We start from the raw sequence: 23,906 nt of genomic DNA, 5'->3' as shown, positions 1-23,906 counted from the left end.
GTTGTATGGTGYGCTCGTTCCATGTGCATTGATATAGTCAACRTCAGTAGGAGAGATTCCAGCATCCGTAAGTGCTTGTTGCATTGCACGGGCAGCGCCTTCACCCTCAGGAGCTGGGGCTGTGATATGATGTGCATCACCAGTTGAACCGTAGCCGATAATTTCCGCATAAATTTTCGCACCACGTGCAATGGCGTGTTCATACTCTTCCAAAATAACAATACCCGAGCCTTCTCCAATTACAAATCCATCACGGTTTGCATCAAATGGACGTGAAGCGGTCTTAGAATCTTGGTTAAGAGTAAGAGCAGTATTCGAACAGAAACCTGCAACTGACATATTTGTTATCGGTGCTTCTGCTCCACCAGAAATCATTACATCAGCCTCTCCACGTTGAATCACTTTAAATGCATCACCGATTGAGTTAGTGCCTGATGCACAAGCTGTCACGGTACAAGAATTCATTGCTTTTGCACCGAAATGAATCGATACTTGACCCGCTGCCATGTCCGGAATCATCATCGGGACGAAAAACGGACTTACTCGACGATAGCCTCTGTCAAGAAATGTGCGGAACTGTGCTTCATACGTTTCCATTCCACCAATTCCAGACCCAATCCATACGCCTGTGCGAAGACCCAGTTCAGGTGTTAATTCCAAATTTGCATCTTTCATCGCCATAATGGATGCTGCCAGTGCAAAATGTGTAAAGCGGTCCATTTTTCTTGCTTCTTTACGCTCGATATATGTTTCGATATCAAAGTCTTTAACCTCTGCTGCAACTTTTGCAGGAAAATCGTCCGGGTTGACGCGAGTCATTGGTCCAATGCCCGATCTGCCTTCTTTAATCCCCGCCCAAGTTGTTTCAATATCATTTCCAAGCGGTGAAACCGCTCCTACTCCCGTTATTACAACACGACGTTTTGTCATGATTTTTTCTCCCTTCATGTGAAAATTGATTTTTATATAACTGTTTAACATTGCATTACTTGACTGGGTGACAATCGTCTCCAACGGACACTCTGTCAGAATAACTCTATCTTCCCCATTTTAAGCAAATGGCCCCCCATGTTAAACCGCCGCCAAATCCAACAAGAACCACTACATCATCGTCTTTCACTCTACCCGCTAAAATATCTTCTTTTAATGAGATTGGTATAGATGCAGCAGATGTATTACCGTATTGATTAATTGTTTTGGACATTCTCTCTACAGGTAATTCTAATCGCTGTCTTGAAGCTTCCATAATTCGAATATTCGCTTGATGAGGCACCAAGAAATCGACTTCATCTTTTGTCAGTCCAGCTTTGACAATGACATTTTCAGCTGATTCCCCCATTTGACGGACAGCAAATTTATACACTTCCCGACCATTCATTTCAAGGAAGGGACCGTTTTGGAATAAGTGTTTTCCTCCGGAGCCGTCTGCACCAAGTTCAAATGATAGAATACCTCTGCCTTCCGAAACCTGACCAATGATGGCCGCTCCAGCACCGTCTCCAAATAAGACAGCGGTATTGCGGTCTTCAAAGTTCGTAATTTTTGATAGTTTTTCAACGCCCACAACTAGAACATACGGATAGACACCCGTCTCAACAAATTGTTTGGCTGTAATCACTCCGTACATAAAACCTGCACATGCCGCCGAAATGTCCATTGCCGCTGCGTTCTTTGCACCGAGTTTCTCCTGAATCATCGTCGCAACAGTTGGAAAAGGCATATCAGGCGTAACCGTAGCAACCAAAATCAAGCCAATTTGATGAGCTTCGATCCCTGACTCTTCTATCGCTTGTTTAGCTGCTTCGAAAGCCATATCTGAAGTATTAACATCATCGTCCGCATATCTTCTCTCTTCTATACCAGTACGAGTACGAATCCATTCATCGGTAGTATCCATTTGTTTTTCCAAATCAAAGTTTGTAACAACACGTTCTGGCACATATCTTCCTAAGCCGATAATCCCCACACTCATATGACACCCTCATTTCAATTATTATCTTCTATTAGTACCTGGTAATAATAATAACGAATTAAGCATGAAATTTCAACTCATCGTCACGAATTTGCCAAACTTAGAGAAGGTTCTATAAAAGATTCTTTGTCACATTCGGCTCATATGATATGATGGTAGAAGTAAATAGTCTGTCCAGAGGTGAAACAACATGAAATTTGTCATTACATTAATTTGGTCATTTCTACTTGTTACAATGCTGAACTATGTAGTAAGTTCAGTTGCAGCAGTGCCATTCAACTTTAACTTGGGTGCTATCATCTCACTTGGGTTTGCAGCACTTATCTTCTTGATTTCTGCAATTATTCCTAATGAGCCAGCAACACACGAACACCACTAATTCAACAAAACAAAAACGGTATCTCCGAAGCTTCCACTTCAGAGATACCGTTTTTTATTGATTGATTATAACTTCGCCATTTTCAAGGGATACTTCAACATTACTACCGGGAGTTAAGTTCCCACCAAGGAGCGCTTTTGCTACAGCTGTTTCAACGTGTCGCTGAATAAAGCGACGCAATGGGCGTGCCCCAAACGCTGCATCCGTTCCCTCACTAACCACCCAATCAATCAATGGCTGGGTGAAAGTAATTGTGATTTCCTGCTCTTTCAACCGATTTGCTAATTGCGCCAAATACTTCTCCGTAATTGACGTGAAGTGAGAACCTTTTAATGAATGAAACAAAACAATTTCATCCATTCGGTTCAATAATTCTGGTTTAAAATGTGTTCGAAGTGCAGTCATCACCAAAGACTCCGCTTGGTCGCTATCTTCCAACAAATATTGTGATCCAATATTTGAAGTCAGAATCACTACAGTATTTGCGAAGTTGACGACCCGCCCTTGACTGTCCGTAATCCTTCCATCATCCAAAAGCTGGAGTAAGATATTAGCGACATCAGGATGTGCTTTTTCTATTTCATCGAGCAAAACGACCGAATATGGATTACGTCTTACCATTTCTGTCAGTTGCCCACCTTCTTCATAGCCGATATATCCTGGAGGAGCTCCTACAAGACGTGATACGCTGTGTTTCTCCATATATTCGGACATATCAATGCGGATGAAATGATCTTCGGAATCAAATAAATTGGCAGCTAATGCCTTGGCAAGCTCTGTTTTTCCTACACCGGTTGGCCCCAGGAATAAAAATGAACCAATTGGTTTTGTAGGATCTTTAATACCCGCACGTGCACGCCAAACAGCAACAGCTTCCGTTACAAATTGGACTGCTTGATCCTGCCCCACTACACGTTCCTGTAATGTTTCCTTCAGTCTAAGAAGCTTATCTCTTTCTCCTTCAACTAATTTCATCACGGGTATTCCTGTCCATCGGGAAACGATTGAAGCAATTTCCTCCGAAGTCACTTCTTCGCGAAGTAAACGATTTTCAGAAGTTGATTCAAGCGCAGACTCAAGTTCAGCAATTTCTTTTTCGAGCGTCGGTATTTTGCCATGTCGAAGCTCGGCTGCTTTATTTAAGTCGTAGCTATTTTCCGCCAGTTCCAGATCTCGTCGGTAACCATCCATTAGCTCACGTTTCTTTTGAATGTGCTGAAGGGATTCTTTCTCTGTGGACCATTGATTACGCATAGACTCGGTGGACGTTTTCAATTCATCGAGTTCCTGTCGTATTTTAGATAAACGTTGTTGACTTGCCTGATCTTTTTCCTTCATCAATGCTTGTTCTTCTATTTCCAATTGCATCATTCTTCTTGTCACTTCATCCAGTTCCTGCGGCATGGAATCAATTTCTGTTCGGATCATAGCACATGCTTCATCCACTAAATCAATTGCTTTATCCGGCAAAAATCGTTCCGTTAAATAACGGTCAGACAATTGTGCTGCTGCAACAATCGCCCGGTCATGTATGCGTACAGCATGGTGCAATTCAAAACGTTCTTTTAATCCACGTAAAATCGACACGGTATCTTCAACAGAAGGTTCCCGTACCAAAACTTGTTGGAAACGTCTCTCCAGTGCCGGGTCCTTTTCGATATACATTCGGTACTCATCAAGCGTTGTTGCACCGATACAATGCAATTCTCCACGTGCCAACATAGGTTTAAGCATATTGCCCGCATCCATCGCACCTTCTGTTTTTCCGGCACCGACAATAGTGTGAATCTCATCAATGAAAAGAATAATGCGTCCTTCACTATCTTTAACTTCTTTTAGCACCGCTTTTAATCGTTCTTCAAACTCACCGCGGTATTTAGCACCTGCAATCAATGAACCCATATCCAGTTCATAAATATCACGTTCCTTCAATCCTTCAGGAACATCCTTCCGTACGATTCGCTGTGCCAATCCCTCAACTATCGCTGTTTTACCAACACCCGGTTCCCCTATCAGCACCGGATTGTTTTTAGTTTTTCTAGAAAGAATTCGAATGACGTGTCTGATTTCCTGATCTCGCCCGATAACGGGATCCATTTTTCCATTACGAGCCTGTTCTACTAAATTGCGACCATACAGTTCCAGTGGTCTTTTCTGTTCTTGTTGCTGTTGCATATTCACGCCACTCCTTGTTTGACCTTTTTTGACTAATTGATTTTATTATAGGATGCTAGGAGGAATATTGTAAAGAAATGTGCATGGGATTTTTGTGGCGCATAATGTTTGTTTGGTGAATTTCGTTGTTTAATTGGGGAAGCATTCATTAGAAATTAAAATGCTATGTTAACCTTTACAGTGGTTTATCGTACATTTACGCTGACCGCATGAGCCAAAAAGGATATAAACCATATACTTGAGGGTCTGATACTTCACGCTCTTGCGGCTTGCTAGGCGCAAATGTACTCTCTTGTTTTCAATTCAATATCCACAACTTTCTATAATAATGGCATAAAAAATCCACTCACTTAACTGTGAGTGGATGAATGGAATATTTTATCTGACACCGAGTGCCATTTTTGCGTAGCGGGACATATTGTCTTTTGACCAGCCTGGAGTCCACACAATATTGACATCGACTTCTTTAACTTCCGGTAATTCGTATAATGCAGTTTTTACTTGATCAACAATCATTGGGCCCATTGGGCAACCAAGTGAAGTTAATGTCATAGTCACGACTGCAAATCCATCTTCTGATAAATCCACATCATAAACAAGTCCAAGGTTTACAATATCAATACCAAGTTCTGGGTCAATAACATTTTCTAGTGCACCCATCATGCTGTCGCGCATATCTTGATCCATGTTCATACCCCTCTCTAACTAACGTATATATTCATCATAACAAATGCAGCTTACTGAGACAAATAGTGTGCGATGAAGCTGGTTGATTCCAGCATCCCTTTTCTTGAAACGGCATGACCCGCCGATTTATCCGTCATAAATTGGAAACGTTCAGGATCGTGCACATATGATTTTTTCAACGCATTGAAAAAGTTAAAGGTAGGTTCATAAGGAACCACATTATCTTGAACCCCATGCCAGAAAAATACTGGCCGGCCATTCAATGCACTCGGGTTTAAAGTAAGATCGAATTTTCTTAACGTATCAAACATATGCATACGCTCCACGTCAGTAATCGGTAATTTAAAGCCACGTGCTTCATACTGAGCCATTTGTGCCTTCGCCAAATGGACATATCCTGGAGAACCCATCATTACGGCAGCCGTGTCTATCCACGGATAAACATTCAGGCACCCTAATGTTTCAATGCCACCCATTGATGTCCCAGCTAGTCCTATTTTCGTATGGTCCATTATTAAGTTTTGTTCAATTAATTGTTCTCTTAACATAGCTACTTCTTCAATAGATGTTAAAATTATTTCCCAGAAGCGCAGTGACAATTGAATTTCATCAAGCTTTTCTTGTCTCTCTCCATGCAAATGGGCATCAGGCAGTATCACTCGAAAGCCTTTCTCGGCCAATTGGTAGGCATAATGTAAGTTGTGTTCTTTAGCACTTGTGAAGCCATGAAGAAAAATCACGACTGGTACCTGTTGTTCCCGTAGGGATTCTTTGTATACATGTAATAGTGGAATATGTCCCCACCGCTCATTTTCAACGTTCACTTTTCCACTTCCTTCGTATCTAATACTTGTTATCGTAGCAAAACAAATCAAAAACTTCAAAAATGAAGTTGGATTTTTTTGACTAATGGATGTCCATGACGATACACTTTACTCTAATAGGAAAGGAGTCATTTAACATGCAACCTCATTTAATCGTTTTGGATCTTGATGGAACATTATTAACAGATGAAAAAGTCATTTCTGAAAAGACTTTACATACGTTATTTAAAGCAAAAGAAAAAGGTCATGAAATAATGATCGCGACTGGACGACCTTATCGTGCCAGTGAAGTTTACTACCACCAGTTAAAAATGCAAACACCCATTGTCAATTTTAATGGTGCCTTTGTCCATCATCCCACTGACCATACATGGAATTCGATTCATGAACCCATTAATTTGAAAGTTGTAAACGAAGTGATTGATGCCATTCATGATTATAAATTTCATAACATTATTGCCGAAGTTATGGATGATGTTTACTTGCACTATCATGATGAGAAACTGCTCGACATTTTCAGCTTCGGAAAACCACAAGTAACAACAGGTGATATTCGAAATTATTTAAAGACCGACCCTACCAGTTTGCTTATTCATGCAGAAGAGCATGAAGTTCCTGCCATCCGTCAACACTTACATGATGTACATGCAGAAGTGATTGATCACAGAAGATGGGGCGCGCCATGGCATGTAATTGAAATTGTACGCAGCGGCCTAAATAAAGCTGTAGGTATTTCGCATGTATCGAAACACTTGAATATTCCAAAGGAACGCATTATTGCATTTGGTGACGAAGACAATGATTTAGAGATGATTGAATATGCTGGAACCGGCGTTGCTATGGGCAATGCCATTGCGAAACTCAAAAACATTGCAAATGAAGTAACAACTTCAAATAATGACGATGGGATTGCGGATTTCTTACAAGAACGTTTAAAATTATAGAAATAGTTGATTCAGGGGGATACAAATGAGAATATTTGCAGACAGTGCTTGCGATTTACCGAAATCTTTTTATGAAACAAATCCGGTCACGTTGATTCCATTACGTGTACATATTGATGATGCCGAATACTTGGATGTCATGACAATCGATTCGACACAAGTTTATGCGGAAATTCGTCAAGGGAAACAACCAAAAACTTCACAAGCTTCACCAGAACAATTTTTGACGTTTTTTGAAGAACTTGCGAAGTCCGGAGAAGAAGGCTTGTATATTGCCTTTTCTTCAGAACTTTCAGGAACACATAATACCGCAGTTATGATTCGGGAACAGGTAAAGGAAGACTATCCGGATCTTAAATTAACAATCGTTGATTCGCGATGTGCTTCACTTGGTTATGGCTTGCTTATAAAAGAAGCCGTCCGATTGATGAAATCTGGAGAACCTATGGAACGTATTGTCGAAATAATCCGTTTTAAAGCACTACATATGGAACATTTGTTTACAGTTGAAGATTTAGATTATATGGCTCGAGGCGGACGCGTGTCCAAGACCAGTGCTATTATTGGAGGATTATTAAACATCAAACCTCTTCTTCACGTGGAAAACGGCAAGCTTGTACCGATTGAAAAATTAAGAGGACGCAAAAAAGTAATGAAACGGATCATTGAACTCATGGAAGAACGCGGTGAGCGTTTACATGAACAAACTATTGCAATCAGTCATGCTGACGATGAAGCATTTGCAATGGAAATGAAGGCAATGGTTGAAGAAACATTCCATCCAAAACATGTAGAAATTCATATTATCGGATCTGCGATAGGTGCACATACTGGTCCTGGTGCATTAGCTTTGTTCTTTTCAAATCAGATACAGCCATAAGAAACGGAGCGAGTGAACATGAAGAAAATCGTCATCGTTGGAGCTGTTGCAGGAGGAGCGACTGTCGCTTCCCAAATTCGTTTTTATGACAAAAACGCAGAGATTGTTGTGTTCGATCAGGATGATACGATGTCGTATGGTGCGTGCGGAATGCCGTATGTCATCGGAGGGAAAATTTCAGAGCCCAATCGTTTGATTGCGGCAACTCCTGAAGAGTTTAAAAACGAGCGGAAAATCAATGTTTTTCTGAAACATCGTGTGACAAAAATTGATCGCCAGTTTAAGACGGTAGAAGTCTTGAATCTCGAGTCACAGCAATCCTTTAAAGAAACTTACGATTTTCTTATCCTCTCTCCAGGTGGTACACCGATTGTGCCTGAAACAACCGGTCTGGAAAGCGCGATCATGTTCACGTTGCGTAACTTCAGTGATATGAAAAAAATCAATGGATATATATCCACTGAGAAACCTAAAAGCTGTGTAATTGTGGGTGCTGGATTTATCGGTGTGGAAATGGCAGAAAACCTTGTTGACATTGGTTTGAACGTATCAATTGTCGAAAAATCCCCTCAAGTGATGAACATCATGGACGTGGACTGCTCTGCCCTTGTGGAAAAAGAGCTAAGTGACCATGGTGTGCGCATATATAAGGAAGATTTTATTACCAATGTAAAGGGTTCTAATCTGGTTCTCGATTCTGGCGAAACGATCCAAGCCGATTTCATTCTCATGAGCATCGGTGTATCGCCCAATACGAAATTGGCTGAGGACGCTGGTTTAACGATTGGCGAAACGCGAGGGATTGTCACAAACGAATATTTGCAGACGAATGATGCTTATATATATGCAATCGGAGATGCTGCAGAAAATAAAGATTTCATCACTGGCGGCGCCAAACGCGTTCCGCTAGCATGGCCAGCTCACCGTCAGGCATTTATTGTCGCGAAACATATAACCGGGGAAAAGATCCCTTTCAAAGGATTACTTGGTACAACGATTTGCAAAGTCTTCTCACTGGATGTGGCATTAACTGGATTAAATGAGCGAACATTGAAAGATAGTCCGATGAAGTTTGAAACGATTATTCAAAAATCTAAATCCAATGCTGGCTATTATCCGGACCATGCAAACATATTCTTGAAAGTTCATTATGATTCTGTAACCCGCAAAGTATTGGGTGCACAAGCAGTTGGTGGTAAAGGTATCGATAAACGAATTGATGTCCTCTCCACTGCCATTTTTGCCGGTCTCACAATGGACGATTTACAAGCTTTGGAACTGGCCTATGCCCCTCCCTATTCATCACCAAAAGATCCCGTGAATATGGTCGGTTACCGAGCTAATTAGAAAAGCGAAAAGCGTCACTTTAGCTCGACGCCGGCGCTTGAAAGGTTCCCTTTGCGACGAGTAACCTCAGGAGCAAGACATTGCGATTATTGAAAGAATTAATATTTCAGTAGAATCCATTCTTAATGAAATTGAAAAAATCGCTTGGGACTGTAAGTTGTCTCAAGCGATTTTTGTTTTTCGAGGAATATTGCTATGCGAAACATCTGTCAGAGCTAGTCCAATCTATGGAATCAATCGAATCTATTTATTCAAATGAAAATGATTCCTCACTGGTTGTCTCCATTCATCCATTTCAACCCGGAGATATTGGATATGTCGCCCACCTACATGGAAGGTTATATGCCAAGACATATAAATTCGGACGAATCTTTGAATATTACGTCATGAAAGGTTTAACTGAATTTATGATCGATACGGATGGTGGAGAGCTATGGGTTGCTGAAGTGAATGGTGAAATCGTTGGTTCGATTGCAATTACTAAGTCGAGTGAAAACGTAGCACAGCTAAGATGGTTTGTTTTAGATGAAAACTTTCAAGGAATGGGCTTAGGAAAGAAACTAATGGAGCATGCTCTTAATTTCTGTAAGGCACAAAATTATCAGCATGTGTTCTTATGGACGGTAAGCACGCTCAACACCGCTCGATATCTTTACAAAAAGTATAATTTTAGGCTGACCGAAGAAAAACCAAATGAAGAATGGACTGGAGAGCAATTAATAGAAGAACGATAGGAACTTGATTTTTCCGATGAAAACCAATCAAAATAAAAACGAAAAATCAATCTTGTTGGATTCAATACCGCTGGAATAAGCTTATCCTCTTTAGAAGTATTATAAGACGATAGTGATGTTATGCTTTCTGTTTATACATAAATATGTTCTTTTAGAACCATTGGACAAAAGCAAAAGAATAGAAAAAACTTTCGCTTGGTGAAGCGAGGGCTCTCTTATAATAAAGCCGGTTATTCCATTTAATAGGAAAACCGGCTTGATCATTGGGTACACGATTTTGCTGCTGGTGGTATACAGTCCCCATGCAATAGAATTACAACTATCCTATATTTTTCTTTTCATCTAATTTTCGTTGCTTACCTTTGCGCCAAACAAGATAAATGAAGAACATGAATAGAATGTAGACTAAAACAAGAGCTGCTAAATACCCTTTATTGATTCCTTTATCATCAGTTACTTGATAAAATTCGGCAATTTCTCTGTCCACTACCAGACGATAGTTTCCATCATCTCTTTGTCGTAAAATATCCCCTTCAATTAAACCACGAAGTTGTTTATTATCGCCAACCACTTCTCGTGGGATATCAAAGCTTTGAGTACCACCTGTATTGTTGATGGCGACAATCCAAGTTTCCTCATCATTCGAACGTTCATACACCATCAAGCCGGCTTCGTTATATAACATTTCCATTGAACCTGTCCGAAATGCTGCTGAATCATTTCGAAGCGATTGTACATCTCCAATATATTCAATCAATTCTTCATCAGTCTTAAAGTCCATAATCGGGTGAGAAGCTGGAGGCTTCTCTCCGTTTACTGCAATCTCCGAACCGTAAGTCATCATTGGTATACCGGGCATTGACAATAAAGTAGCCATTGCCATTTTCCAACGTGTAGGCGGAAACATATTTTCTTCGGCCGCATTGGCGGTGAATCGTTTTGAATTGATCGTATCAATTTGATGGATGACTGGATTTTCAGTCGATATTTCTTCCAATGCCTTTGAATCTAAATCTACATTTTTGAAAATGTTTCGATACATATCTTCTTGTCCACTTACTACTGTGGCATCGAATTTAGCTTCACTAGATTCGGAACTGAGCACAGATAAATGTTCATTGTCTTTTTTAAGGCTCTCGATCAATGAATTTAAAAACGCAGAATCGATTCCTTCAATTTCAGTCAATCGCACGGCATCTACTTTATATTTTTTTACAAAATCAAGCGCTGCCTGTTCAATCGCTTTTTGTGCATCTTCATTTGTTAAATCCCATGAGATCGTTCCATCTTCATTGGATTGTACCCAGGAAGCCTTGTCCTTATCTTTTGCCCAAACGTGCTTCGCACTTACATTTTGAAGCGGGAAATCAATCATGACGCTCATGTTGTTTTTATGCGCTTTTTTGATCAAAGCTGTAAGCTCTTCGGATGTCCCAAAATGACGTTCTAGTTGCCCGTAATCCATGACACGTTTCCCGTCATATGTCTCTGTTGAAAAGACGGGTCCTAAAGACACCATCGTAAAGCCCATCTTTTGGATGTGATCCAATTTTTCCGCCACACCTTCGAAATCGCCACCTGCAAATGCACTGGGCTCCCTCGCATCAACTTCAAAATCATTTTCAATTGTTTTATTGAAATAGCGGTCGACTAGTAAGTCGTATATACTTTCGTTTTCAATGGATTGTTTTGATGCCGCCTGTGTAGTTAACGGGGCAATCAAACCCATAAGTAATGTTGCTGCAATTGTTGCACGAATCCATTTATCTATTTTCAATTGAGGTCCTCCTCTAACGAATCTTCCTACGTTATTTTATCAAACGGAACATTGCCACGCCATGATTAGCAAAGATTTAAGTAGTATTTACGTCAAAACTGTGAAAAATAACATGGATACCTCAAGGAACCTGGTAAGTGTCCGATTCCAACTAAGTTTTTTTTCCACCTAACCATCCACTGCCCTTCAAATCACGCAATAAAAAAACCACTTCACTCCAAATAAATGAAGTAAAGTGGTTTCTTCCTTTGTTTATGCTAAAAAGCTGCTGCCTAATGGTAATGAGAACCCTAGGAACATTGTGATAAACAAGAACACGAACAATAATACCCAAAACATCGTTGTTGGTTTTTGTTTTTTCATACGAACCAAAATCATTTCCATCATGCCGATGACTAAAATTCCACCAAGGAACTTAAATCCATAAAGCATGCCCATATCGGAATCCATGCCAACCATGAACAATGCCACACCTGTCAAAATGATGAATACGTAAACTAAACGTAACACCATATGTGTGATTTTTTGTCCTTTGCCTGTCTTAAGTAAAACAGAGACAAAGAACAAGATAATACCTAGTACCCAAGCTGTAATGTGTAAGTGCGTGTTAGCTAAAAAATCCAAAATCGTCACCTCATCTAATTAATCGTTCAATTCTATCGTATCATATCTCGCTGACTAATAAACTTTTTAACCTACTAGTTTCAATTTATAAAAAAAGTGTGAATCTCTGCTCCCTTTCCGCGGACGAACTGACAAGCCACCTCTGGCCAACAGGATGTTGGTCACGAAGGTGTTGCCACAAAATTGCATTTCGTTCGTTTATTCTCACTGAAGAGTTTTGGCAATCCATTTTTCAGCAGGAGTCACGAAGATTCTCTTATTCAATAACATGATGTTACAAAGCCTAAATAAATCTTTATTCAAATTGGTTTACCAATGTGCCAATTCCTTCAACAGACACCTTCACTGTATCACCGGCTACCAAAAATTTTGGGGGATTAAAGCCTTTTCCCACACCAGAAGGAGTTCCTGTCAAAATTACATCTCCAGGTTCAAGTGTTACCAATGCAGAAATTTGTGCAATCAATTCTTCTACAGAAAAAATCATATCATCTGTATGTCCATTTTGGCGTACTTCGTCATTCACTTTTGTCACAATGGATAGATTTTGTGGATTTGGTAACTCGTCTTTCGTCACCAAATATGGACCCATCGGACAAGATCCTTTCAAGCTTTTGCCAAGGAAAAATTGCTGGTGTTTCTTCTGTAAATCACGCGCTGTTAAGTCGTTTGCGATTGTATAGCCAAACACATGATCATACGCAAGTTTTTTAGGAATATTTTCTCCTTTTTTACTGATCACAACGGCCAGTTCACCTTCATAGTCATATGAAGAAGTGGTATCTGAATGTACTGAAAGTGATTCTCCGTCTGCTGCAATTGTTGTCGGTGATTTTGTGAAGATCATCAAATGTTCTGGTGCAGCTTCTGAACCCATTTCTTTTGCATGCTCTGCATAGTTTCGGCCCACACCAAAAATGTTTTTCGGCGTTCGTGGAATCGGAGATAGCCATTCGATACTTGAAAATGGTCGTTTGAATTGATTCGGCTCTTCAGAATTCAGAGCAGCATCTGTGAGCTTACGCATCTGCTCAACAAAATCCATTCCTTTTTCAATTCCATCAACAATGTTCTGAGGGAAATCGGGCAACACTTGGAACGTCTGTTGTATCGCCACCACGTCCCATACGGCTTCTTCTTTCTTCACCTTGGGACCGAAACGAATTTGACCTTCATAGCGAAAAGAAACGATTTTCATACACTGACACTCCCTCTGAATTAATTTTTGTTTAATTCAGTCTACGATACTTCGACAAATTTTTCATCGATTTTTTTTATTTAATTTTCCATACGTCGCTCTTTTCCAGAGCATTTCAATCGGTCCTTGCTTAAACTTGGATAACCAGATTTCTGCGAATATTATTTGGACGATAAATATTCCGACAGCGAGCCAAGTACCTGTCAGTACATCCACTTTGCCATACAAGCCAAACCCATAAGAATAAAAGATGGTGGTGGCAATGACTGATTGTGTTAAATATGTCGTCATGGACATTCTTCCAACTTTAGCAACAGGCGAGAAGAGCTTACGGAAGACAGTTAATTGACATAACAGTGCAATCAGTCCTGCATAGCCAATAGCGACCAAGGGACCTCCAAATATATCTTGGACATACATTGTGAAAAAGTCCGCTTCTTTTGTGAAAGGCAAGAACTTGATGAAATACCCCACTCCCAATGATAGTACCGTCAATCCAATCCAAAATATCTTCTTCTCTGATGTGCGTTCAATCAATTTCGCTTTAGCCGCCGCAGCACCAATCAGCATGTAAGGGAAAATCGTTATACCTATTAATAATATGGTCCCCGACTCAATATTGGCATAGCTCCAATCGGCTGCCCGCTGAATGAAAATATCAGTCCAGCTTCCAGAACCAAATGCCAGGATAGAAGATTCAATCTCCTGTACACCGGCATAAAATTCTTGGCCAGTTTGCGCTGCGTAATAAAGTAAAAACGAGAAACCTAAGTTCGGTATGAGATAAAGAGGAAGCGCAATTCCAAGTAACCAGCCACTTGAAAGTCGCAACAACAAAATGACAATAAACCCGCTCAGTGCATATGTGATCAATATGTCACCTGACCAAATTAGGAAAGCATGTAGAATTCCGATGATCAATAATACGCTTAACCTGCGTATTGCAAGTGGTAGGAAAGATCCTCCTCGTTGCTTTGATTTAAGGAATTGCATCATCAATCCATAGCCAAATAGCATGGAWAATAAAGGATATACACTTCCTTGTAACACTATATCTATCCATTGAAACGTTTCTTTATCACTCAGATCTGTATACCAAGTGTACGGATTTATGTAGTAATAGGGAGTATGAAACGCCAGCATATTGACGATAAAAATCCCTAGGAGTGAGAAGCCGCGCATCATATCGATTGCAACGACCCGTTCCTGTAATTCTGTAGGTCTTAAATTCACCTTAAATCCTCCAATACAAAGATTTGATTCGAGTCAAACAAATACAATATTTTTTCCTTGATGGTGATGGAAAGAATATTTTCTATAGCTTTTTGATACAGCGACAGCTGTAAACCATAGCGATGCTGCATTTCCCGCAAAATCGAAGTCTCGTTATGGAAAACACCTCTAATTCGATCGGTTTTATAGTCGAGTAATACCCACTGTCCATCTTCTTCCTGGAATAAGCAATCTGCGATACCCTGCAAAATTTGAATGTCCCCATCCTCGTCTTTCATACCATACGTAAAAGGTACTTCACGCAGGACTTCGGAAGCATGACGCAATCTGTCCACAAGCGGTGATTGCAGGAAGTTTTCGATGGCATTCACTTTTATGGCTTTTGCTTCATTTGTAGTCAACAACTGACGATCTGCAAGCAGTTGAATAAAGGATTCAATCATTTCCTTGCCAGGCTGTAAATTGAAATCGAGATGCTGCATGGCCGTATGCATCGCTGTACCAATTTCTGCACTTGTCAGTTTGTGCTCCCCTTGTTGTAGAAAAGCAGGTCGTTTATGAACACTGGTAATGGCTTGCTGAACTTCTTTCGTCCTGAAAAATTCGGGTTCTTCTTCTTTTCGCAGTTGATCAATTCGTTTCAGTTCACTTACCGATTGCTTGGAACGTTTGACGGTTGAACGCTCGTGAATATAGACTGTATTGAATCGACGTTCCACTTCACTCATTATTTCCGGGGAAATTCCTTTTTGCTTCGTGGCATCAGACGGCTCTGAAGTAGTCTCGATTGCAATGACCTGTCGTAATTCTTCTACATGAATCGTTTCAAACGACCATTTTGATGGATGTTGCAATGCATCTGAATCCACCTGTCCTTGCCACAACGCGAAGTCATGATGTCTAGCGACGGCAGGACCAATCCAATCCAGGAACCCCTTCGCACGTGAACGTACATACTCCGGTAACATATCACCACTGGAAGCGGCAATATCCTGCCACTTGTCAATCGATTTTTGTGCATCCTTAACAGTCCCGACGAGCATTAACTTTTCCTTTGCTCGTGTCATCGCTACGTATAAAACCCGCATTTCTTCCGACTTCAGCTCCAGCTGTTTCTTTTCTTTCATGGCCAAAAATGGCAGTGATGTAAAGGAAATTCGTTTATCCGGATCCACTGCTTTTACAGCCAAACCGAACGTCTGATCAAATAAATACAGTTCATTGAAATCCATTTGATTGAAGTCACGGCCAAGACCGGCAATGAACACATAAGGAAATTCAAGTCCCTTGGAAGAATGGATTGTCATTAAACGGACGACGTTTTCTTTTTCACTCATTGCACGTGCTGTTCCCAAGTCGTCTCCACGCTTTTTCATTCGGTCGATAAATCGCAAAAAGCGGAAAAGTCCACGGAAGGACGATTTTTCATAAGACAGTGCACGGTCATGCAACGCACGCAAGTTCGCTTGTCTTTGTTTTCCTCCTGGCATGGCGCCGACCATTTCGTAATAGTGGGTATCCATATAAATTCGCCATATTAAGTCTGCCAATGATCCCCGTCGTGCCAAATCACGCCATTCTTCATAATGAAGGAAGAATCGCTGCAGCTTTTCAGCTGTTTCGGAAGCGATGCCACTGCCACCCATTCGGACGAAGTTTTTAAGCGCTTCATAAAATGGTTCTTTAGGAGCGGAAAGACGGATATGGGAAAGCTCTGCTTCTGTTAACCCGACAAATGGTGCCCTTAGCACCGAAGCCAGGGGAATATCCTGATATGGATTATCGACAATACGCAGGGTATTCAACATAATCATCACTTCAAGCGCATCAAAATAACCTTTTGAAAGGTTAGCATATAACGGAATGCCCGCCTGCTTGAATTCTTCCGTTAGATCAGCTGACCAAGTCATAGATCTCGTCAGGATCACTATATCCCGGTATTCAAGTGGACGTTCTTTTTTTGTCCACGCATCGACGACCATCGTTTTCTGATCCATTAATGAGCGAATTTTTCGGATGATATAGCGAGCTTCCCACTGGGATTTTTTCAACTCGTCAATTTCTAAGATTTCTTCATTGATTTCTTCGTCTTCACTCGCAGCTTCATCGACATCTTCCGTTTGCTGAGACAGAATCGTAAGCTCTACTGCAGATGGCTGATCCGGATACGGAGCTCCTGCTTTTAAGGCTGCCGCTTCATCGTAATCAATTTCCCCAACTCGTTTCCCCATGATTTGAGAAAATATAAAATTGGTTGCATCCAAAACTTCCGCGCGACTTCGGAAGTTGGCATTCAAATCGATTTTCACACCTGTATGTTGTGCTTCTGTCGTAAACTTCAAGTACTTCTCCAGGAACAACATCGGTTCAGCCAAGCGGAAACGATAAATCGATTGTTTGACGTCACCTACCATGAACATATTGCCATTTGCTTCCGTACCGGTTTTGACAATCTGTAAAATGGTTTCTTGCAAACGGTTTGTATCCTGATATTCATCCACCAGAACTTCTTTGTACTGCATCATGATGTCCTGTGCCGTGCTTGAAGGAACAAGTTGGCCATCTTCTTCTTCCGTCAATATTTGCAAGGCAAAATGCTCCAAATCCGAGAAATCGACTAACCCTCGCTCACTTTTTGCCAAACGATATTGGTCACCATAAGTTAATGTCAGTTCCACCAATGTTACTAGCAGAGGGTGCATCATTCTCATTTCCTGCAATAATCTTGCTGGTGTTCGTGTGAAATAGGCTTCTTTCACACCATTGACGCGTTTCTTCAATTGATCACGTTTATCTTTCGCTTTTTGAACGAGTTCGTCGTCGAACGTATCTTTCGGGATACGGGCAGCCGTCGCAAATTTCAACGTTTGGAAAAAGTCAAAAGTCGACTGCCACGATTGTGTGGAAATACGACGAATTGCTTCTGCAATTACGAGTTGATCTTGTTCCACTGTGGTCCCGTAAGGAGCTGGACCTGCCGGCAGCAACGCATATTGACGAATCTCTTCCGTCATCGCATACGCTTCTTCCATAGCATGCTGGATGGTCAGTTTAAGTGCTTCGATAAAAGGCAGATCATCGATTACCATATCGTCAGGCACATTATAGCTTTGTGGGATTGACTGTAACCATTTCTTCGGTTCCGGATGTACACTTGCTGTGTCATATAATTTATCAATCAACGTTTCAATCATTTGATCGTCCCGGTCTGTCGTGAAACTGTCAACAAGTCTGTACAGCGATTCCGGATTTTCCGCTTTATGCGCCGACTCCAATATCGCAGCCAATACATCATCACGAATTAGGGCTGCTTCCGCTTCGTTTGCCAGTCTGAATCCAGGATCCAAATCGAGGATGTAAGCGTACTGCTTAACGATGGATAAACAAAAAGAGTGAAGTGTCGAGATTTGCGCTTTATTCAATAGACTCAATTGTCTTCTTAAATGACTGGAATTCGGATTTTTCACAAGCGCTTTTTCCAGCGCTTCCGCCATCCGGTGTCGCATTTCGGCCGCCGATGCATTGGTAAATGTCACAACGAGAAGCTCATCCACATCAATCGGATTATCTTCACGAATCATCTTTTGGATTAGACGTTCAATCAGGACAGCCGTTTTTCCTGAGCCAGCTGCTGCTGAAACGAGTATGTCACGTCCTTCTGCAAAAATGGCGCGCCACTGAGCGTCAGTCCATGTAACATCTTGTGGTTTAATCGGTATCAGCATCAGGTGAGACCTCCTCTTTAATTCGTTGCGTGACTTCTTCTGGTGTACCTACCGACAGTTTACGATAGTGCTGGTCAGGATCTGTAGGATCAAACTGACATACACTACGGAAATTACAATAGTCGCATGCTGTTTTATCCTTCATCCTGTAGGGCAGTACCCGTGTATCGCCAGCGAGCATCCCATCTCCGGCTTGCTGATGCTTTTTACGTACAAATGTCCGCAAATTCGCCATGTCCTGTGTGGACACAACTTTCGAAAAAGATTTGGATATGGAGCCGTCTTTATTGATACGGGCTGGTATTACTTTTGAAGTGCCCGCTATTTCCGTATCCATTTTGCTTAAGACGTTGGCATCGTCTATCAATAAACCGCGCATTTTATATTTCTTAAATACTTCTTCCGCAAGGTCCATGTCAGAAAGCTCTTTAGCCAATTTCAACATTGGATTATGAACATGCATATATAAAACACCTGCCGGACTGGCATCTTCACCTAACCAAATTGCCGAGTTGCTGACAGCCACATCCAAGTACGTAAGCATCTGTAGGGAAATTCCATAATACACATCATTTAAATCGAGTCCTTTGGCGGACGATTTGTAATCAACGATTCGCACAAATGGTTGGCCATCCACAACAGCTGCGTCCACGCGGTCTATACGACCACGCATTTTCATGGCGTGACCATTTTTCAATGGGATTTCCAATGTGGGCAATTCTTCTCCAGGACCAAAACCAGTTTCTATCGCGATTGGAACAAAAGTAGAGACACTGGCATGATCCCGTAAAGTCGTCATGGTGCGTTGCAAAATCTGGACGAGTTTACGTTGAATATAGGTATATCTTTTTGTGCTGAGTAAAATTTGATGGACAAAAAATGGCGAAATTTCTTCTACTGCTTGTCTCGCCAGTTCCCAAGCCTGAGTAGTTGAAAGCTGTGCCCAAGTTAACCCCAATCGCTTCGTTTCGTCAGAAATCCATTTCAAAGCGGCATGGAATAAATCTCCGATGGCCGGGGCTTCTAGTAAATATTCTGCGCGTTCTTCCAAGCGCAAACCATACGTTGCGAAATGTGCAAAAGGACAACTGTAATATTTCTCGACACGTGACACACTAGATGTAAACGTATCCCCATACAAGGCATTGGTCGTTTCACGGTCCAGACGCTCTGCGATTATTGGATTCGTCAGTGGTCGAATAATCCGTTCGAAAACGCTATGCCAAAATGGATCATTTTCATAATAGGAAGCAACCGCCTGCCATTCTTCCTCCAGATTTTCTTCAACAACCGCTTGTTTTAATTTAGTGGCAAGGTACGGCAAAGTTGCCCGAGGATGTTGGATATAGTAATCTGTACTGTCTTTCAAAACAGCCGGATCAATGACAGCCAGTTCCACTTCGATTTTCGGCAACAATTGTTGCAATCGTTTGATGAATGTCGAAGGAAGCAGTGCTTTCCCTTCTTCATCCGCAACAGCGTATGACACAAACAGTTTTTCGGAAGCTGTTGTCACCGCTCGGTACGCCATATAAGATTCGTCCATCAGACGCATTTTGGACGTCGGAGCCAGCTCAAAGCCAATTTGCATAAACCATTCCCGCTCGGTATCCGAAAGCAACCCTTCCTGTTCGAGTCGTTTTGGAAATACCCCGTCATTGACGCCAATGACAAATGCTGCCCGAATATCGGACAATCGGGATAAATCAACCGTTGCTACGGTTACTTGATCGAGTGACGGTGGAATGCGGGAGAACTCCAACGTGTCAAAACCTTCTTCCAATAGTAGCAAGCTTTCTTTAGGCGTCAGTTTTTCATCACCAAACATCAACACAAATTGATCCAGTACATCTACCCACTGTGACCAGGCCTGGTCATGCTCGGTAGCTAGCAAAAGACGCCCCTGTTCATTTTCCTCATCTTTTAATACTTGCAGCTTATCGTAAATCTGTAATTCTTCGATTAATTCAAATAGTGCCTGTGCGACGTCTCTTCCTGTCCCGCATGCCTCTATTTTCCGTCTAAACTCCTGAAGAGGGGTCAAAACGATGTTCTTCACTGCGGTTATGTCAGCTTGGATAGCACGTTCTTCATCTGTTTGAACTTTTGAATGGAATTCAAGTCCACGGTATTTTTTCACGAGCCAGCGTCGTTCATCCGTCCAGCGTTCGCCGTAAATCCCTTGTGAAATCACGAAATTCTCTAAACGATCTGCGCGTTCTCGCCATACTCTTTTATTTGCTTGTAGCGGGAAGAACAAATCCGTTTTGATGGCCCTGAACATTGGCTCATATTGAAAATCATTTAAAACTGCTTCAAAAACAGAACGACTGAATTCGACCAATGGATGATGAAGCATGGCCTTTTTCCGATTGATGAATACAGGAATATCGTATTGAGCAAATGTGGTTTCAATCAATTCATCGTACACTTCGGGTTGGCGATATAAAATCGCAACATCACGATAGCGAAGCTGATCGTCACGAACAAGACTTCGGATACGTCTTGCAACTGCGTGAATTTCTGCCCTTCTACTGTCCGCTTCCACCACAAGTACATGATTATGATCGTCAATGGATGGTACGGGATAACTATGTAAGTTCGCTTCAATATGTTTAATCTCATTTGTCATAAAACGCTTGTTTTCGTTTAAATGGATTGAAGGTTCAATTGCTATGGATTCAGTACGTGCCACTTCCTTTAAACGTTCTGCAGTCTTAGCGGCACTGTGGAATAATGACTGCTCATCCATCAAATCAAGGCTTTCATCATCCAAAGGCAGTGCAATGGTGACGCGTTTCGCATGTTTAATCAGTTCACCGATAATTTCGTATTCCCGGGTTGTCATCGTCACAAAACCATCAATATAAACGTCCGCCTCAGCAATTAATTCCGATTGAACAATTTGCTTGGACAGCAAAGCATAGTAACCTTCGCTGTCAATATAAGCAGTTCCAAGCCGTTCCTCCAAAGCACGCAACAAAACCGTCAAGTCATGTGACTTATCTTGTAAAGTGCGCGGGGCATTCAGTTGTTTAAGAGATTCCTCAAGAGAAATTAAAGTTGTACCGTCAAGGCAGTATCGGGTGAACTCCTTTAACAACATTTCCATCTGGTTAGTAAATCCTCGTTTATTGGCGGCTTGCTTAAAAAGAGAGAACTCTTCCTTGTGTTCTTCAAGCAATCGGCGGATTAACATGCGGTAGCCGAATCCACTGATTTCCTGACGGCTTATCCCTCCTGTTTCCTGTAATACACGCCAAGCCAGTCGTTTGAATGTAGTGACTTGTGTACGGATGATTCCTTTTGAATGATCCATTGCTGARAGTGCAAATTCAGTGGAAAAGGACATTTGGTCAGGTACCACAAAAAATATAGGCGCACCCAGTGGATTACTCATGGCATTTTCAGTTACTTCATGCCGCATGAATTCAGATTTCCCTACACCAGCTCGTCCGGTAATTAATCGTAATGACACATCCATGCCCCCCTATTAAATCATGTATAAAAAACAAACAAAATCCCGAATATTTTCCTTCCCTCTATTGTACCGAACTACTGCAAGAGGGGGAAATTATTCGGGATTTTCACCTGAGAAATTCATTGTTGCTGATTCAAGTGGCCAGTACCTTGCGACTACTTTTCCAACGATATCTTCTTTGTTGACGAATTGAAAATAACGACTGTCCAAACTTTGTCTGCGATTATCACCAAGAACAAAATACGAATCAGGGGGAATACGTACTGCCCCAGTGATTCCTTCAAGCGTAAAGTTCTCTGTTAATCGGTCGTCGGGGTTTTGATAGGCATCATATGACTGCAAATACGGTTCTTCCACTCTTTGGTTGTTGATAAAGAGCTTGTCGTTCTTGTACGTGAGGACATCTCCTGGTATTCCAATGACTCGTTTTACAAAATCTTCATTGTCAGCGGAATGAAAAACCAAAACATCCAGACGATCAATATCACCAACGGAATACGAAATTTTACTCACTAGTACTTTATCCAAATTGTGGAGTGTAGGCTCCATCGAATGGCCAGAGACGGCATAATTCGTGATAAGAAATGAACGAATGATGACAATGATCATTACTCCGATGACAATCGCTTTTAACCATTCCCATGCCTCTTTTTTCATTGAAGTCAAACCGTTGGCCCCTTCCCTTCCTGTCGTTCTTTTTGAACCAATAAAAAGTTAGCTTCCACCCGTGCATTCAATCTACGTTCAATTTGTTTTCCGATGAACCAAAGCAAAATGATAACGCCAATGACAATAGCAGTCCGTATCGGCTGTGTAATTAGGGCTTTGATATCATAACCGATGAAGCTGATTGTCAAAATCATCACAAATTTCCCAGCCAACAATGTCCATAAATAAGAATTCTTTTTCATGTTAGACAATCCTGCTACCAAATTGACTAATGCTGACGGGGTAAAAGGAAAACATAACAGCAAAAATAATGGAGCGAAACCATGGGTCTCAACCCAATGGATTAATTTTTGAACACGCTCGTGTTTGGTCATGAAACGAAGAAAGCGCGCCCGTCCATATTTTCGAACCAGTAAGAAAACTAAATATGAACCCACAACTGTCCCCGCCCACGATAATAAAAACCCTATCCATAAACCATATGCGCTAGCATTTGCAAAAACGAATACAAATAGGGGTAAAAACGGTAAAAATGCTTCTAAAAATGGTAACAGGAAGCCAATGAGAGGTCCCAGTGAACGATAGTCCCTTGTTAGTTCCAATAAATTTTCAGTTGTTAACCAATCGAACATGTTCCTCATCCTCAAAAAAATTATAGTTATCCTTCAGTTTCCCCGTCGACTGCCAACATCAAACATACTGATAATGGATGATTAAATGAATGACCGTCGTTTCTTCGCTATTATTCACATACCGATGTGTCTGATTTCCGGAAAAAACAAGTGTGTCTCCTTTTAGTAAATCAACTTGTTCACTTTCAAGGATGACTTTCAGTTGTCCATCTACTATTGTAAGCGATTCCTCGACACCTTTCAGGTGAGGGGCACTTTCATAAGAACATAAAGGATCCATTTCAATCCGATAAAACTCCCAGCCCCGTTTTGGATCATACGGAATAATGGAAAATACACGGTAACGGCCTTCGTCTTCTGTTAAAAAAGGAATATCTGTAGGTGATATTTTTTTTGCATTCAGCCTCGGTGGTTGCAATAAAGATGAGAAGCTGATTTTAAGTCCGTCTGCAATTTTCCAAATGGTAGAAACCGTAGGATTGGATTCACCTTTTTCCATTTGCGCCAATTGTGCTTTACTTACATCCGTCAGTTTGGCGATATCATCTAAACTCATCCCGCGTTGTTGTCGAATCATTTTTAATTGTAGGCCTAAATTACGTCTCATCTGTTCCATCTCTTCACC

Annotated in this window: 19 protein-coding genes; 5 read left to right on the top strand and 14 right to left on the bottom strand. The window is 41.3% G+C overall.

Annotated elements, in window-relative coordinates:
- Both AC1DSL_RS06075 and AC1DSL_RS06070 read right to left on the bottom strand, forming a co-directional pair.
- The coding region (locus AC1DSL_RS06075; RefSeq protein ID WP_477531546.1) for a beta-ketoacyl-[acyl-carrier-protein] synthase II at positions 1 to 930 on the bottom strand (930 nt) is incomplete at its 3' end.
- Between the two features lie 106 nt (positions 931 to 1,036).
- Positions 1,037 to 1,972 (bottom strand): beta-ketoacyl-ACP synthase III, encoded by a 936-nt coding sequence (locus AC1DSL_RS06070; RefSeq protein WP_477531545.1) that lies wholly within the window; start codon positions 1,970 to 1,972, stop codon positions 1,037 to 1,039.
- Positions 1,973 to 2,162: 190 nt separating this feature from the next.
- Here AC1DSL_RS06070 and AC1DSL_RS06065 point away from each other — a divergent pair, with 190 nt between their 5' ends.
- Complete coding sequence (locus AC1DSL_RS06065; protein ID WP_477531544.1) at positions 2,163 to 2,351, top strand: YjzD family protein; 189 nt, start codon at positions 2,163 to 2,165, stop codon at positions 2,349 to 2,351.
- A 54-nt stretch (positions 2,352 to 2,405) separates the two neighbouring features.
- Here AC1DSL_RS06065 and AC1DSL_RS06060 read toward each other — a convergent pair whose 3' ends face one another.
- The 3 genes from AC1DSL_RS06060 to AC1DSL_RS06050 form a co-directional block, all read right to left on the bottom strand.
- Entirely contained in the window at positions 2,406 to 4,526 is a 2,121-nt protein-coding gene (locus AC1DSL_RS06060) for an ATP-dependent Clp protease ATP-binding subunit (RefSeq protein ID WP_477531543.1), read from the bottom strand.
- A gap of 378 nt (positions 4,527 to 4,904) precedes the next feature.
- Positions 4,905 to 5,213, bottom strand: a complete 309-nt coding sequence (locus tag AC1DSL_RS06055) for a metal-sulfur cluster assembly factor (protein ID WP_016428030.1) — start codon at positions 5,211 to 5,213, stop codon at positions 4,905 to 4,907.
- 50 nt (positions 5,214 to 5,263) lie between these two features.
- A complete protein-coding gene (locus tag AC1DSL_RS06050; RefSeq protein WP_477531542.1) occupies positions 5,264 to 6,037 on the bottom strand; it encodes a prolyl oligopeptidase family serine peptidase in 774 nt (257 codons plus the stop codon).
- A gap of 137 nt (positions 6,038 to 6,174) precedes the next feature.
- Between AC1DSL_RS06050 and AC1DSL_RS06045 the strand changes: the two genes are divergently transcribed.
- The 4 genes from AC1DSL_RS06045 (at position 6,175) to AC1DSL_RS06030 (ending at position 9,942) form a co-directional block, all read left to right on the top strand.
- Positions 6,175 to 6,981 (top strand): Cof-type HAD-IIB family hydrolase, encoded by an 807-nt coding sequence (locus AC1DSL_RS06045; protein WP_477531541.1) that lies wholly within the window; start codon positions 6,175 to 6,177, stop codon positions 6,979 to 6,981.
- A 25-nt stretch (positions 6,982 to 7,006) separates the two neighbouring features.
- Positions 7,007 to 7,861, top strand: coding sequence for a DegV family protein (locus AC1DSL_RS06040; protein ID WP_477531540.1), 855 nt, complete (start codon positions 7,007 to 7,009; stop codon positions 7,859 to 7,861).
- An 18-nt stretch (positions 7,862 to 7,879) separates the two neighbouring features.
- Complete coding sequence (locus AC1DSL_RS06035; protein ID WP_477531539.1) at positions 7,880 to 9,208, top strand: CoA-disulfide reductase; 1,329 nt, start codon at positions 7,880 to 7,882, stop codon at positions 9,206 to 9,208.
- Positions 9,209 to 9,435: 227 nt separating this feature from the next.
- Positions 9,436 to 9,942 carry a GNAT family N-acetyltransferase gene (locus AC1DSL_RS06030; protein ID WP_477531538.1) on the top strand — a complete coding sequence of 169 codons (507 nt, stop codon included), beginning with the start codon at positions 9,436 to 9,438 and terminating at the stop codon, positions 9,940 to 9,942.
- Between the two features lie 319 nt (positions 9,943 to 10,261).
- On the opposite strand, the gene AC1DSL_RS06025 is transcribed toward AC1DSL_RS06030, so the two are convergent.
- From AC1DSL_RS06025 to AC1DSL_RS05985, 9 genes are all read right to left on the bottom strand, one after another.
- Positions 10,262 to 11,719: an alpha-amylase family glycosyl hydrolase gene (locus tag AC1DSL_RS06025; RefSeq protein WP_477531537.1), complete on the bottom strand. Its 1,458-nt coding sequence runs from the start codon at positions 11,717 to 11,719 to the stop codon at positions 10,262 to 10,264.
- 252 nt (positions 11,720 to 11,971) lie between these two features.
- Complete coding sequence (locus AC1DSL_RS06020) at positions 11,972 to 12,343, bottom strand: YisL family protein (protein WP_342542016.1); 372 nt, start codon at positions 12,341 to 12,343, stop codon at positions 11,972 to 11,974.
- Between the two features lie 295 nt (positions 12,344 to 12,638).
- On the bottom strand, positions 12,639 to 13,541 hold the full coding sequence (locus AC1DSL_RS06015) for a fumarylacetoacetate hydrolase family protein (protein WP_477531536.1): 903 nt from the start codon (positions 13,539 to 13,541) through the stop codon (positions 12,639 to 12,641).
- Between the two features lie 63 nt (positions 13,542 to 13,604).
- Complete coding sequence (locus AC1DSL_RS06010; RefSeq protein ID WP_477531535.1) at positions 13,605 to 14,774, bottom strand: DUF418 domain-containing protein; 1,170 nt, start codon at positions 14,772 to 14,774, stop codon at positions 13,605 to 13,607.
- Positions 14,771 to 18,499, bottom strand: coding sequence for a helicase-exonuclease AddAB subunit AddA (addA, locus tag AC1DSL_RS06005; RefSeq protein WP_477531534.1), 3,729 nt, complete (start codon positions 18,497 to 18,499; stop codon positions 14,771 to 14,773). The genes AC1DSL_RS06010 and addA overlap by 4 nt, the downstream gene beginning before the upstream one ends.
- A complete protein-coding gene (addB, locus tag AC1DSL_RS06000) occupies positions 18,483 to 21,977 on the bottom strand; it encodes a helicase-exonuclease AddAB subunit AddB (RefSeq protein WP_477531533.1) in 3,495 nt (1,164 codons plus the stop codon). Before addB ends, addA begins: the two co-directional genes overlap by 17 nt.
- A gap of 96 nt (positions 21,978 to 22,073) precedes the next feature.
- Entirely contained in the window at positions 22,074 to 22,646 is a 573-nt protein-coding gene (gene lepB, locus AC1DSL_RS05995; RefSeq protein ID WP_016428042.1) for a signal peptidase I, read from the bottom strand.
- Positions 22,643 to 23,281, bottom strand: coding sequence for a TVP38/TMEM64 family protein (locus AC1DSL_RS05990; RefSeq protein ID WP_342542020.1), 639 nt, complete (start codon positions 23,279 to 23,281; stop codon positions 22,643 to 22,645). Before AC1DSL_RS05990 ends, lepB begins: the two co-directional genes overlap by 4 nt.
- A gap of 58 nt (positions 23,282 to 23,339) precedes the next feature.
- Entirely contained in the window at positions 23,340 to 23,897 is a 558-nt protein-coding gene (locus AC1DSL_RS05985) for a helix-turn-helix domain-containing protein (protein ID WP_016428044.1), read from the bottom strand.
- Positions 23,898 to 23,906: the final 9 nt, after the last annotated feature.

It is taken from the genome of Paenisporosarcina sp. P4_D4 (genome assembly GCF_056401835.1).
This window is presented reverse-complemented; position numbering and strand designations above follow the sequence as displayed.